Annotated in this window: 12 protein-coding genes; 5 read left to right on the top strand and 7 right to left on the bottom strand. The window is 71.3% G+C overall.

What is annotated here, in order from left to right:
- Positions 1 to 5: 5 nt before the first annotated feature.
- The 3 genes from ABD346_RS33405 to ABD346_RS33395 form a co-directional block, all read right to left on the bottom strand.
- Positions 6 to 302 (bottom strand): DUF4193 domain-containing protein, encoded by a 297-nt coding sequence (locus ABD346_RS33405; RefSeq protein WP_053725482.1) that lies wholly within the window; start codon positions 300 to 302, stop codon positions 6 to 8.
- A gap of 393 nt (positions 303 to 695) precedes the next feature.
- Positions 696 to 1934 (bottom strand): sensor histidine kinase, encoded by a 1239-nt coding sequence (locus tag ABD346_RS33400; protein WP_344380063.1) that lies wholly within the window; start codon positions 1932 to 1934, stop codon positions 696 to 698.
- Positions 1935 to 1939: 5 nt separating this feature from the next.
- Entirely contained in the window at positions 1940 to 2593 is a 654-nt protein-coding gene (locus tag ABD346_RS33395) for a response regulator transcription factor (RefSeq protein ID WP_053725484.1), read from the bottom strand.
- Between the two features lie 345 nt (positions 2594 to 2938).
- Here ABD346_RS33395 and ABD346_RS33390 point away from each other — a divergent pair, with 345 nt between their 5' ends.
- Positions 2939 to 3109 (top strand): hypothetical protein, encoded by a 171-nt coding sequence (locus ABD346_RS33390; RefSeq protein ID WP_189965484.1) that lies wholly within the window; start codon positions 2939 to 2941, stop codon positions 3107 to 3109.
- A gap of 76 nt (positions 3110 to 3185) precedes the next feature.
- On the opposite strand, the gene ABD346_RS33385 is transcribed toward ABD346_RS33390, so the two are convergent.
- Positions 3186 to 3986 (bottom strand): inositol monophosphatase family protein, encoded by an 801-nt coding sequence (locus ABD346_RS33385; RefSeq protein ID WP_344380062.1) that lies wholly within the window; start codon positions 3984 to 3986, stop codon positions 3186 to 3188.
- 9 nt (positions 3987 to 3995) lie between these two features.
- Positions 3996 to 5153, bottom strand: coding sequence for a ferrochelatase (locus ABD346_RS33380; protein ID WP_344380061.1), 1158 nt, complete (start codon positions 5151 to 5153; stop codon positions 3996 to 3998).
- Between the two features lie 195 nt (positions 5154 to 5348).
- Here ABD346_RS33380 and ABD346_RS33375 point away from each other — a divergent pair, with 195 nt between their 5' ends.
- Positions 5349 to 6590 carry an MFS transporter gene (locus tag ABD346_RS33375; RefSeq protein ID WP_344380060.1) on the top strand — a complete coding sequence of 414 codons (1242 nt, stop codon included), beginning with the start codon at positions 5349 to 5351 and terminating at the stop codon, positions 6588 to 6590.
- Positions 6556 to 7869, top strand: coding sequence for a D-arabinono-1,4-lactone oxidase (locus ABD346_RS33370; protein WP_344380059.1), 1314 nt, complete (start codon positions 6556 to 6558; stop codon positions 7867 to 7869). Before ABD346_RS33375 ends, ABD346_RS33370 begins: the two co-directional genes overlap by 35 nt.
- A 5-nt stretch (positions 7870 to 7874) precedes the next feature.
- Here the strand turns inward: ABD346_RS33370 and ABD346_RS33365 are convergent, their stop codons facing one another.
- Positions 7875 to 8831, bottom strand: coding sequence for a hypothetical protein (locus ABD346_RS33365; RefSeq protein WP_344380058.1), 957 nt, complete (start codon positions 8829 to 8831; stop codon positions 7875 to 7877).
- A 499-nt stretch (positions 8832 to 9330) separates the two neighbouring features.
- Between ABD346_RS33365 and sepH the strand changes: the two genes are divergently transcribed.
- On the top strand, positions 9331 to 10374 hold the full coding sequence (gene sepH / locus ABD346_RS33360) for a septation protein SepH (RefSeq protein ID WP_189965473.1): 1044 nt from the start codon (positions 9331 to 9333) through the stop codon (positions 10372 to 10374).
- 184 nt (positions 10375 to 10558) lie between these two features.
- Here the strand turns inward: sepH and ABD346_RS33355 are convergent, their stop codons facing one another.
- Positions 10559 to 11407 carry a sulfurtransferase gene (locus ABD346_RS33355; protein WP_344380057.1) on the bottom strand — a complete coding sequence of 283 codons (849 nt, stop codon included), beginning with the start codon at positions 11405 to 11407 and terminating at the stop codon, positions 10559 to 10561.
- Between the two features lie 211 nt (positions 11408 to 11618).
- On the opposite strand from ABD346_RS33355, the gene ABD346_RS33350 reads away from it, so the two are divergent.
- The gene (locus ABD346_RS33350) at positions 11619 to 12392 is read left to right on the top strand and encodes a VOC family protein (RefSeq protein WP_344380056.1); all 774 of its coding nucleotides are present in this window, start codon (positions 11619 to 11621) and stop codon (positions 12390 to 12392) included.
- Positions 12393 to 12425 lie beyond the last annotated feature (33 nt).

Here is a 12425-nt window from a genome sequence, read left to right as displayed (position 1 = left end):
CCTGCTCAGTCGCAGTCGCGGCAGATCGGCTGGCCGTTCTTCTCCCGGGCCAGCTGGCTGCGGTGGTGCACGAGGAAGCAGCTCATGCAGGTGAACTCGTCGGCCTGCTTGGGCAGGACGCGCACGGCGAGCTCTTCGTTGGACAGGTCCGCGCCGGGCAGTTCCATGCCTTCGGCGGCCTCGTACTCGTCGACGTCGACAGTCGAGGTGGACTTGTCGTTGCGCCGGGCCTTCAGCTCTTCAAGGCTGTCGGAATCGACGTCGTCGTCGGTCTTGCGTGGGGTGTCGTAGTCCGTTGCCATGTCGCTCTCCCCCTCTGGGTGGTTGCGGTGTCTCAGCGCACGTAACGCGTGAGAGGCCGGACTTGTGCCCGACCTGAGGCGGAGATTTTGCCTCACATCAAGGTCTGTTACTCAATCGACACCCAACCGCACTCCTCAAGAGTGATCGTCTTGGATGGCGATCGGGACCGTACACGGTCCTAATGTCGCACTTCACCAGCGCCACCCCGTGTACTTCCCGTGATCTCACCCCCTGGAAACCCGGACTTTTCCCGGGATTCCAGCGGATTCGACGATCACGGAGAGTAGGTGGCCGGATGTTTGCCTTTGTGACTGATCACACACGAAACTCACAGGAGCAGGTCCCGAAAATTCCGCGCAAAGCGAACTGTCAAAACGGCCTCGAGCAGCGTCTCAGACCGGGAGGGTGACACGCATCACGAGGCCGCCGCCTTCGCGGGGCTCCGCGATGATACGGCCTCCGTGAGCCCTCGCGACCGACCGGGCGATGGACAGGCCGAGGCCGACGCCCTTGTCGCTGCCGGTGCGCTCCGTGCGCAGCCGCCGGAACGGCTCGAAGATGTTGTCGATCTCGTACGCCGGAACCACCGGCCCGGTGTTGGTCACCAGCAGCGTCGCGTGGCCGTCCCTGAGCTCGGTGACCACCTCGACCCAGCCGCCTTCGCGGATGTTGTACCGGACGGCGTTCTGGACCAGGTTCAGGGCGATGCGCTCCAGGAGGACGCCGTTGCCCTGGACGACCGCGAGGCCGCGCTCGCCGCGGACCTCCACACCCTTGGCGTCGGCCTCGGCCCTGGCCTGGTCGATGGCGCGGGAGGCGACCTCGGCGAGGTCGACCGGCTTGCGGTCGATGATCTCGTTGTCGCTGCGGGCGAGCAGCAGCAGGCCCTCCACCAGCTGCTCGCTGCGCTCGTTGGTGGCGAGCAGCGTCTTGCCGAGCTGCTGGAGCTCCACCGGGGCGCCGGGGTCGGAGAGGTGCACTTCGAGCAGCGTGCGGTTGATCGCGAGCGGGGTGCGCAGCTCGTGCGAGGCGTTCGCGACGAACCGCTGCTGTGCGGTGAAGGCCCGCTCCAGGCGGTCCAGCATCTCGTCGAAGGTGTCGGAGAGCTCCTTGAGCTCGTCGTCGGGGCCGTCCAGCTCGATCCTTCGGCTCAGGTCCGTGCCGGCCACCCTGCGGGCGGTCCGGGTGATCCGGCCGAGCGGTGACAGGACGCGGCCGGCCATCGCGTACCCGAAGGCGAACGCGATGACGCTGAGGCCGACGAGGGCGAGCAGGGAGCGGCTCAGGAGGTTGTCGAGGGCGTGCTGGCGCTGGGCGGCCATGCAGGCGCTGATGGCGTCGTTGAAGGCCCCGGGGGTGCCCCGCTCCGGAAGCTGGCAGCTGCCGCTGGAGACCACGATGTTCTGGCCGTCCACGATCTTGAACGGGGTGCTTCCCGCGTGCAGGGCCTGGGCGGCCAGCAGGTAGATGATCGAGAGGAGCAGTATTCCCGCGATCATGAACATGCCGCCGTAGAGCAGCGTGAGGCGTATGCGGATGGTGGGGCGGAGCCAGGGGAAGGGCGGCTCGGCGGACTTCGGGGCCCAGGTGGGCTTCGGAGGCGCCGTCGGCGGCGCGGGAGTGGCGGCCATCGCCGTCAGATCCGGTAACCCGAGCCCGGCACGGTGACGATCACCGGGGGCTCGCCGAGCTTGCGGCGCAGCGTCATGACGGTGACCCGCACGACGTTGGTGAACGGGTCGGTGTTCTCGTCCCAGGCCTTCTCCAGGAGCTGCTCGGCCGAGACGACCGCGCCTTCGCTGCGCATGAGGACCTCCAGGACCGCGAATTCCTTGGGCGCGAGCTGGATCTCCCGGCCCTCGCGGAAGACCTCGCGGCGGTTGGGGTCCAGCTTGATGCCGGCCCGCTCCAGGATGGGCGGCAGCGGCACGGTGGTGCGCCGGCCGAGCGCGCGCACGCGGGCGGTCAGCTCGGTGAAGGCGAAGGGCTTGGGCAGATAGTCGTCCGCGCCGATCTCCAGGCCCTCCACGCGGTCGCTGACGTCTCCGGCGGCCGTCAGCATCAGGACACGCGTGGGCATGCCCAGCTCGACGATCTTGCGGCAGACGTCGTCGCCGTGGACGAGCGGGAGGTCCCGGTCGAGCACGACCACGTCGTAGTCGTTCACACCGATGCGCTCCAGGGCCGCGGCGCCGTCGTACACGACGTCGACGGCCATGGCCTCCCGGCGCAGTCCGGTGGCCACCGCATCGGCGAGCAGTTGCTCGTCCTCGACGACGAGTACGCGCACGGCGCATTTCCTTCCCTAGGGACCCGCGTCGTTCGCGGGCAAATCTCTGCACTGGACCAGTGACTGTGCGCTTCCATCCTGCCCCTTACGCCCATAAACCGGCGGTAAGACGGTGCCGGACCGGAGCCCGCCCGCCACCTGCGGCTTTCGGCCAGACGAGGTGAGTGCAGCGGGAATGGACAGGATTGGCGCGGCAGTTGAGGTTTCTTTGAGAGTGGGCTTGGGGAGGACGACTGCACACCCCGCGATCACGCCCTGTATGTGGCATGCCACATCTTCCTGTCGTGGTCGCGTCCCACCGTCGGCACACCCCCGTGCCACCGACCCACGACGAGGGGGCGCACCATGGACGCTTTCACCGCAGGACTTCTGCAGCGCATCAGGACCACGGAAACCGACCTCACACGGGCGCGCGAAACCGGCGACGACTTCCTCGCCGACGTCGAACAGGCCGAGCTGGACGACCTGCGTCGTCTGGCCGCCGAGCACGGCGTCGAGGTAGCCGCAGCGCTCTGACCCCACCCACCGGGAAACCCCGGCGCCACGGGACGGCGCCGGGGTTTCGTCATGCCCGGGGGCCACGACGGGGCGCTCAGTCGTGCCAGGCCCCGTACTCCTCCAGGAGCGACTGGAGCGGGCCGAAGAGCTCCGGGGACGCGGCGATCGCCAGCTCGCGGGACGGGGGTGTGCCGGGGCGGCCTCCGGTGAGCGCGCCCGCCTCGCGGGCGATCAGGTCGCCGGCCGCCAGGTCCCAGGGGTTGAGGCCACGCTCGTAGTACGCGTCGAGCCGGCCGGCCGCCACGTCGCACAGGTCGATCGCCGCCGAGCCGCCGCGGCGGATGTCGCGGAACCGCGGGATCAGCTGCTGGGCCACCTCGGCCTGGTGGGCGCGTACGGCCTTGACGTAGGCGAAGCCCGTCCCCACCAGGGACTGGGACAGCGGGGCCGGCGGGCGGCAGCGCAGCGGGCGATCGCCCTCGAAGGCCCCGCCGCCGAGCACGGCGTGGTAGGTCTCGCCGCGCATCGGGGCGGCGACCACGCCCGCGACCCGCTCGCCGTCCTGTTCGGCGGCGATGGAGACGGCCCAAGTGGGCAGCCCGTAAAGGTAGTTGACGGTTCCGTCGAGGGGGTCGATGACCCAGCGGATGCCGCTGGTGCCTTCGCTGGAGGCGCCCTCCTCGCCGAGGAAGCCGTCGTGCGGGCGGTGCTCGGAGAGGTAGCCGGTGATCAGTTTCTCGGCGGCGATGTCCATCTCGGTCACCACGTCGATGGGGCTGGTCTTGGTGGCGGCGACGGCGAGGTCGGCCGGGCGGCCGTCGCGCAGCAGCTCGCCGGCCCGCCGGGCGGCCTCCAGGGCGAGGCCGAGCAGTTCGCGGTGCAGAGGGTCGGTCATCGGTGCTCCTTACGCGTACGGGCTGTCGGCGCCGGCGGCCGCGGGCTTGGCGCCACCGCGGCCGGCCGGGCAGCAGCCGACCGCGCAGAGGTCGTGCGAGGGGCCGAGGGCGCCGAGGGCGCAGCGCTCGGCGGGCAGCCCGCGCTCGGCGGCGGCCCGCTCGACGACGAGCTCGCGCACGGCCGCGGCGAAGCGCGGATCGGCGCCGACGGTCGCGGAGCGGGCCACGGGCAGGCCGAGCTCGGCGGCCTTGGCGGTGGCCTCCGTGTCGAGGTCGTACAGGACCTCCATGTGGTCGGAGACGAAACCGATGGGGACCATGACGACGGCTGGGGCGCCCCCGCCGTGCAGCGTCTCCAGGTGGTCGCAGATGTCCGGTTCGAGCCAGGGGATGTGCGGGGCGCCGGAGCGGGACTGGTAGACGAGCTGCCAGGGCCGCTCGACGCCGGTGGCGACCTGGACGGCGTCGGCGATGATCCCCGCCACGTCGAGGTGTTCGCGGACGTAGGCGCCGCCGTCGCCGTGCTCCTCGACGGGCCCCGAGGTGTCGGCGGCGGCCGTGGGGATGGAGTGCGTGGTGAAGGCGAGGTGGGCTCCCGCGCGGACGTCCTCGGGCAGCTCGGCGAGCGACGTCAGGACGCCGTCGATCATGGGGCGGACGAAGCCGGGGTGGTTGAAGTAGTGCCGCAGCTTGTCGACCCGCGGCACCGCGAGCCCCTCGGCCTCCAGCGTCGCGAGCGCCTCCGCCAGGTTCTCGCGGTACTGCCGGCAGCCCGAGTACGAGGCGTACGCGCTGGTGGTGAGGACCGCGATGCGGCGGCGGCCGTCGGAGACCATCTCGCGCAGGGTGTCGGTGAGGTAGGGCGCCCAGTTCCGGTTGCCCCAGTACACCGGCAGGTCCAGGCTGTTCTCGGCGAAGTCCTTGCGCAGCGCGTCGAGCAGCGCGCGGTTCTGCTCGTTGATGGGGCTCACCCCGCCGAACAGGAAGTAGTGCTGCCCCACCTCCTTGAGCCGCTCCTTGGGGATGCCGCGGCCGCGCGTCACGTTCTCCAGGAACGGGACCACGTCGTCGGGGCCTTCGGGGCCGCCGAAGGAGAGCAGCAGCAGGGCGTCGTACGGGGCGGCGGCCGCGGCCGCTCCGGGAGCTGGATCGCGCAGTTCGGACATGACTCGATCCTGCCATCCGCCTCTGACAGCGGCTGAACCGAGCCGGAGAATGCCGGGAGCACCGGGGACCTTCGAGGAACGCGAGGCAGCGACTTCCGGAGGAAGCCGGTCGGAAAAGGCGGTGCGCTCGTCGACTTCAGCGTCGTAAGCTTTAGGAATTAATTACACGCGTCACGCCGGATCCCGGAGCCCCCGTTGCCCAGTCCCTACCGCGCGATATTCGCCGCCCCCGGCACCAAGGGGTTCTCCGCCGCCGGCCTGCTGGGGCGGATGCCGCTGTCGATGATGGGCATCGGCGTCGTGACCATGGTGTCCCAGCTGACCGGCCGCTACGGCCTGGCGGGGGCGCTCTCGGCGACGCTCGCCATGTCGGCCGCCGTGGTCGGCCCCCAGATATCCCGGCTCGTGGACCGGCACGGCCAGCGGCGGGTGCTGCGCCCGGCCACCCTGGTCGCGGTCGCCGCCGTCGCCGGGCTCCTCCTCTGCGCCCAGCAGGGCGCCCCGGACTGGACGCTGTTCGTCTTCGCGGCGGGCGCCGGCTGCGTGCCGAGCGTCGGCTCGATGGTGCGGGCCCGCTGGGCCGCGATCTACCGCGGCGACGCCCAGAACCTGCACACGGCGTACTCGTGGGAGTCGATCGTCGACGAGCTGTGCTTCATCCTCGGGCCGATCCTGTCCATCGGGCTCTCCACCGCCTGGTTCGCCGAGGCGGGCCCGCTGATCGCCGCCTGCTTCCTGGTGGCCGGCGTCTTCACGCTGACCGCCCAGCGCGCCACCGAACCCGTGCCGCATCCGCACGAGCACCACAGCGGCCGCTCCGCGCTCGGCTCGCGCGGACTCCAGGTCCTGGTCGCCACATTCGTCGCCACCGGCGCCGTCTTCGGCTCGGTCGACGTGGTCACCGTGGCCTTCGCCGACGAGCAGGGCCACAAGGCGCTGGCGAGCGTGGTGCTCGCCGTGTACGCGCTCGGATCCTGCCTCGCGGGAGCCGTGTTCGGGCTGCTGCGCCTCAAGGGTGCGGCGTCGAGCAGGTGGCTGGTGGGCGTCTGTGCGATGGCGGTGAGTATGATCCCGCTCCAACTGGCCGGGAACCTGCCGTTCCTTGCCGTGGCGCTCTTTGTCGCGGGCCTGTCCATCGCACCGACGATGGTGACGACGATGGCCCTCGTCGAACAGCACGTACCGCGCAGCAAGCTCACCGAGGGCATGACCTGGACCAGTACCGGGCTCGCGGTCGGTGTGGCCCTCGGCTCCTCCGCCGCAGGTTGGGTGGTGGACGCGGCGGGAGCGCAGGCGGGGTACCTGGTGTCCGGCGTGTCGGGAGCGCTCGCGGCGGTGGTGGCGTTCCTGGGGTACCGCCGGCTTCGCAGGCCGGTGACGCATCGGGAGGGGCTCGAAGCAGATGAGCGGAGCGAACGGCAGCAGCACCTGGCGTAACTGGGCGGGGAACATCACCGCGCGGCCGGCGAGGGAAGTGTCCCCGGCCTCCGCGGCCGAACTCGCCGAGGCCGTGCGCCGGGCCGCCGAGGACGGCCTGACGGTGAAGGCGGTCGGCACCGGCCACTCCTTCACCGCGGCCGCCGCCACCGACGGCGTGCTGATACGTCCCGACCTGCTGACCGGCATCCGCGAGATCGACCGCGCCGCGATGACCGTCACGGTGGAGGCCGGCACCCCCCTGAAGCGGCTGAACGCGGCGCTCGCCAGGGAGGGCCTGTCGCTCACGAACATGGGCGACATCATGGAGCAGACGGTGGCGGGCGCGACGAGCACCGGAACACACGGCACCGGCCGCGACTCTGCTTCGATCGCCGCCCAGATCAAGGGACTTGAGCTGGTCACCGCCGACGGCTCGCTCCTGGCCTGCTCCGAGAAGGAGAACCCCGAGGTCTTCGCGGCGGCCCGGATCGGGCTCGGCGCGCTCGGCGTCGTCACCGCGATCACCTTCGCCGTGGAACCGGTCTTCCTGCTCACGGCCCGCGAGGAGCCGATGGCGTTCGACAAGGTCACCGGCGAGTTCGACGCGCTCTTCGCGGAGAACGAGCACTTCGAGTTCTACTGGTTCCCGCACACCGGCAACTGCAACACCAAGCGCAACAACCGCAGCGCCGGCCCCGTCGCCCCGCCCGGGAGGCTGCGCGGCTGGATCGAGGACGAGTTCATGTCCAACGGGCTCTTCCAGGTGGTGTGTTCGCTCGGCCGGGCCGTGCCCGCGACGATCCCGTCGATCGCCAAGGTGTCCAGCCGGGCGCTGTCCGCCCGCACGTACACCGACATTCCGTACAAGGTCTTCACAAGCCCGCGCCGGGTGCGGTTCGTGGAGATGGAGTACGCGCTGCCGCGCGAGGCCGCGGTCGGGGCGCTGCGCGAGGTGAAGGCCATGGTGGAGCGCTCGCCGCTGCGGATCAGCTTCCCGGTGGAGGTCCGCACCGCGCCCGCCGACGACATCGCGCTCTCCACGGCCTCGGGGCGCGAGACCGCCTACATAGCCGTGCACATGTACAGGGGCACGCCGTACCGGGAGTACTTCACCGAGGTCGAGCGGATCATGACCGCGCACGCGGGCCGGCCGCACTGGGGCAAGGTGCACACGCGCGACGCGGCCTACTTCGGGGAGGTCTACCCGCGCTTCGCCGAGTTCACCGCGCTGCGCGACCGGCTCGACCCGGAGCGCCGCTTCGGCAACGCCTATCTGCGGCGCGTGCTCGGCGAGTGAGAGGGCTACGGGGTGGGGCTGCCGCCGGTCCCGGACCGAGGGGTGCTCTGCCCGCCGGAACCGCTCCCGGATCCGGAGCTCTGGGACGTGGACGGCGTGGGCGTCGGGGTCGGTGTCGTACCGCCCGAGCCGGATCCGGATCCCGAACCCGAGCCCGGATCCGTGGACTTGGAGGGGGAAGGCGTCGGCGAGGGACCGGTCGTCGACGAATCCCCTCCGGTCGTGCCGCTGCCGCCGGCACCCGGCGTCGGCGAACCGCCGGTGCCGGGCGCGTGCTTGTGGTCGTCGCCGGTGTCCGACGGCGCGGACGGCTTCTCCTGCTTCTTGGAGCCGCCGGTGAGCACGGACGAGAGCGTCGTCCCAGTGCCGTTGCCGCCGACCTCGCCGCCGGAGATCAGTTCGTACGCGGTGATGCCGCCCATCGACACGCCGAAGACGACGGCCGCCGCGAGCAACGGCCGCTTCCATCCGCGCAGCCGGGTGCCGTGGACGGTCGCCTCGTTGAACTGCTTGGCGGGGCGGGCCGCGGACGACAACAGCCGGGTCTCGTCGAGCGACTTCAGCAGCTGGGTGCGATCGGCGTCGGCCTGCGGCAGCATCGTCGTCTCGTCGAGCGACTTCAGCAGCTGGGTGCGGTCGGTGTCGGTTTGCGGCAGGACCGTGGTCCCGTGCTGCGCCCCCTTGTACGGGGAGACCACGGGCACCTGGCGCGAGCCGGACTTCGCCTGGACGGTGACCTCGCGCAGCTGCTCGCCGGTCCGCTTGAAGAAGTGCTGGAAGACGGTGCCGCCGCAGGTGGCGACCACGCTCACGACACCGGCGCCGACGAACGTGCCGTACACGCCCATTTGCGAGGCGAGCACCGCGGCGGTGACCGCGGCGAGCGCGCTGCCCGCGACTTGAGGCACGCTCAGGTCGATGCGCTTCTTCTCTTCGGTTCCGGTGTCCGGCTTGTCACCCATTGCCAGCCTCTGTTCGCCCTTCTGGTCCGTCTTGCACAGAGAAAGGACATTTGAGCGAAAGGAATAGTTCCGTTTCCGTGGATTGTGTGAAGCAGGACACGTACAGATCACTCGCCAAGGCTTTACAACGGGTCCAACTCCCGTACCCCGCGAGAACTTCGGCGGCGCGCCGGTCCACCCCGGTGGCCCGAATGGAGTACTGTGGCGAGCCCTGGGCCCCGGGTCCCACACGGGTATCCGGGACTTACGGGAGGGGGCCGAACGCGGCACTCGAACCGGCGGCGCCGCGGCACCGCACGGGCGCCTGCTGCACAGAGTGACCATCCCGGTCACTCTGCGTTGCGAAAAGGTAACCGTGCCATAACGGCGTTCCAGGGCCCATGCCCGACACGCCGGGCAACTCGGCAATGTTGTGGCAGGCTGCACCCGGGCAGGCCACACTCGACTAGCGGAAGCAGCGACGCACGTGACGTCGGCAGGCACCACCCGGGAGGTCCCCATGCCCGAACTGCGTGTCGTGGCCGTCTCCAACGACGGCACACGACTGGTGCTCAAGGCTGCGGACAGCACGGAGTACACGCTTCCGATCGACGAGCGGCTCCGGGCCGCTGTGCGCAACGACCGAGCCCGCCTCGGACAGATCGAGATCGAGGTGGAGAGCCATCTCCGCCCGCGCGACATCCAGGCGCGTATACGAGCCGGTGCCTCCGCGGAGGAGGTCGCCCAGCTCGCCGGCATCCCGGTCGACCGCGTACGCCGTTTCGAGGGTCCCGTCCTCGCCGAGCGCGCCTTCATGGCGGAGCGGGCGCGGAAGACTCCCGTGCGGCGTCCGGGCGAGAACACCGGTCCCCAGCTCGGCGAGGCCGTCCAGGAGCGGCTGCTGCTGCGCGGCGCCGACAAGGACAGCGTCCAGTGGGACTCCTGGCGCCGCGACGACGGCACCTGGGAAGTCCTGCTCGTCTACTTGGTCGCGGGTGAGCCGCACTCCGCGAGCTGGACCTACGACCCGCCGCGCCGGCTCGTGCAGGCCGTCGACGACGAGGCCCGCTCGCTCATCGGCGAGTCCGACGACACCATCACCGCGGTTCCCGAGCCGAGCTTCCCGTTCGTGCCCCGGATCGCCCGGCTGCCCCGGGACCGGCCTCTGGACCGCGCCCTGGACCGGCAGTTGGAGCGTCCGACGCCGCCGCCCGAGCCGGTGGCGGACGAGAGCGACTCGCTGACAAGCCTGCTCGAAGCCGTGCCGAGCTTCCGCGGCGACATGGTCGTGCCCGAGCGTCCGACGGCTCCGCCCGAGCCGCCCGAGACCGAACCGGCCGCCGAGCCGGAGGTCGAGGAGCCGCCCGCGCCGGCCGCTTCGGCGGGTGCGGGTTCCGCGTACGCGGATGTGCTGATGCCGCGCACGGTGGCCGGTCATCGGGACCGGCTCACCGGGACCACCGATCGGCAGGCCGAGGCGGACGGGGTGCGGCCCGGGCGGCGGGCGGCTGTCCCCAGCTGGGACGAGATCGTGTTCGGGACGCGGCGGAAGAAGCAGGACTAGCAGGACCAGCGGAACTGGGCGTTCTGCTGGTTTCGGCTTCAACGCCGGTTGTTCGGCTGCGGGTCCGCCGTGGCTGGTCGCGCGGTTCCCCGCGTCCCTGAGGGCATGCAGGGGATCCGCATGCATCATGCGGGCGGGCGCGGGACAGCCCCGCGCCCCTGAGGGCGCGGGGTGCCGCCTCCCCCTACTGCGGGTCCGGCCCCGTGGCCACCGGCCTTGACTCGTCCGACGACCACTCCGACCATGAACCCGCATACAGCGCCGCCGGGATGCCCGCCACCGCCAGGGCCAGGACCTCGTGGGCGCCCGAGACTCCGGAGCCGCAGTACACGCCCACCTCGGTGCCCGAGGCGCCCAGGGACTTGAAGCGGGCGGCCAGTTCGTCGGCGGGCAGGAAGCGGCCGTCCGGGGCCACGTTCTCGGTGGTGGGCGCCGAGTGGGCACCCGGGATGTGTCCGCCGACCCGGTCGATGGGCTCCACCTCGCCGCGGTACCGCTCCCCCGCACGGGCGTCGAGCAGCAGTCCGGAGCGGGCAAGGGCCGCCGCCGCGTCCGCGTCGAGGAGCTTGACGGCGCCCGGCTCGGGCCTGAAGTCGCCCTCCGCGGGGGCGGGGATCTCGGTGGAGAGCTCGCCCGTCCAGGCGGCCAGGCCGCCGTCCAGGACGCGCACGTTCCGGTGGCCCGTCCAGCGCAGCAGCCACCAGGCGCGGGCAGCGGCCCAGCCCTGTCCTCCGTCGTACACGACGACCGGCGTCCCGGCCGACACGCCCGCCCGGCGCATGACCCGACCGAATTCGGCCACGTCCGGCAGCGGGTGGCGGCCTCCGGATCCGGGCGGGCCGGCCAGTTCCGCGTCGAGGTCGACGAACACGGCACCGGGCAGGTGTCCTGCCGCGTACTCGGCCCGGCCGTCGAACGCGGGTGCGCCGGCCGCCTTCGCCAGGCTCAGCTGCCAGCGGATGTCGAGCAGTACCGGTGGCCGCGGCCCGGCCGCCTCGGCCGCGAGTTCGGGTGCGGAGATGATGGCATTCATGGACTCATCCTTGCGCAGAGTCCACCGGGAACGTAACGCTCAGGAAAAGGATGAGCGGCCCCAAAACGGGCATCCTCCTGCGGGAACGCGCCAAAAGCGGCGCGGCCGGGGCGCGGTGCGGCGCTGGTGGTGGAAGCATCGGCCCGGGTGCGCGGGTTCCCGAACCGCACCACCGAGCAGCAGTTTGGCGACGGTCGAGGAGAGAGTGACGATGACCCAGTCGGAGACCCGGCGCACACCTGGCACGCCTTGCTGGGTAAGTCTCATGGTGCACGGTCTGGCCGAGACCCAGGAGTTCTACGGGGCACTGTTCGGCTGGGAGTTCCGGCCAGGACCGAACCAGCTCGGCCCGTACGTCCGCGCGCTGCTCGACGGCAAGGAGGTCGCGGGAATCGGCCAGCTGCCGCCCGACCGGCACCTGCCGATCGCCTGGACCACCTATCTGGCGACCGACGACGCGGACGCCACGGCCGAGACGATCCGGCACTGCGGCGGCACCGTCGGCGTCGGCCCGCTCGACGCGGGGGACGCGGGCCGGATGGCGATCGCCTCGGACCCGGTGGGCGCGGTGTTCGGCATCTGGCAGGCCGGTGCGCACGTCGGCTCCGCCGTCGCGGGCGCGCCCGGCACCCCCGCCTGGAACGAGCTGGTCACGCGCGAGACCTCGACGGTCGGCAAGTTCTACCAGGCGCTGTTCGGCTACGACGTGGAGGCCGTCGTGTCGGCCGACTTCGACTATGTGACGCTCCATCTGGAGAGCCGCCCGGTGGCCTCGTTGCACGGCGTGGGCAACGCCCTGCCGCGCGACAAGGGCGCGCACTGGATGACGTACTTCGAGGTCGCCGATGTCGACGAGGCCTCCGTGCGGGTCGCCGACCTGGGCGGGCACGTCCTTCAGCAACCGCACGAGGGCGCGAGTGGACGCCTCGCCACGGTCGCCGACCCCGAGGGCGCGGTGTTCACCCTCGTACGATCGAACGGATGAGCCCAACTTCCTTGCTCCCTATGTGAGTTGCGG

The sequence above is a fragment of the Streptomyces mauvecolor genome (assembly GCF_039532965.1).
Taxonomy (GTDB): Bacteria; Actinomycetota; Actinomycetes; order Streptomycetales; family Streptomycetaceae; genus Streptomyces; species Streptomyces violascens.
Note: the sequence above shows the minus strand (reverse complement) of the source record. Positions and strands in the feature narration are given on the sequence as shown.

What these genes read in the sequence shown, in the direction of transcription:
- ABD346_RS33405 (WP_053725482.1), bottom strand. Translation starts at nt 302, where the DNA reads ATGGCAACGGACTACGACACCCCACGCAAGACCGACGACGACGTCGAT.
- ABD346_RS33400 (WP_344380063.1), bottom strand. Translation starts at nt 1,934, where the DNA reads ATGGCCGCCACTCCCGCGCCGCCGACGGCGCCTCCGAAGCCCACCTGG.
- ABD346_RS33390 (WP_189965484.1), top strand. Translation starts at nt 2,939, where the DNA reads ATGGACGCTTTCACCGCAGGACTTCTGCAGCGCATCAGGACCACGGAA.
- ABD346_RS33385 (WP_344380062.1), bottom strand. Translation starts at nt 3,986, where the DNA reads ATGACCGACCCTCTGCACCGCGAACTGCTCGGCCTCGCCCTGGAGGCC.
- ABD346_RS33380 (WP_344380061.1), bottom strand. Translation starts at nt 5,153, where the DNA reads ATGTCCGAACTGCGCGATCCAGCTCCCGGAGCGGCCGCGGCCGCCGCC.
- ABD346_RS33370 (WP_344380059.1), top strand. Translation starts at nt 6,556, where the DNA reads ATGAGCGGAGCGAACGGCAGCAGCACCTGGCGTAACTGGGCGGGGAAC.
- ABD346_RS33365 (WP_344380058.1), bottom strand. Translation starts at nt 8,831, where the DNA reads ATGGGTGACAAGCCGGACACCGGAACCGAAGAGAAGAAGCGCATCGAC.
- sepH (WP_189965473.1), top strand. Translation starts at nt 9,331, where the DNA reads ATGCCCGAACTGCGTGTCGTGGCCGTCTCCAACGACGGCACACGACTG.
- ABD346_RS33355 (WP_344380057.1), bottom strand. Translation starts at nt 11,407, where the DNA reads ATGAATGCCATCATCTCCGCACCCGAACTCGCGGCCGAGGCGGCCGGG.
- ABD346_RS33350 (WP_344380056.1), top strand. Translation starts at nt 11,619, where the DNA reads ATGACCCAGTCGGAGACCCGGCGCACACCTGGCACGCCTTGCTGGGTA.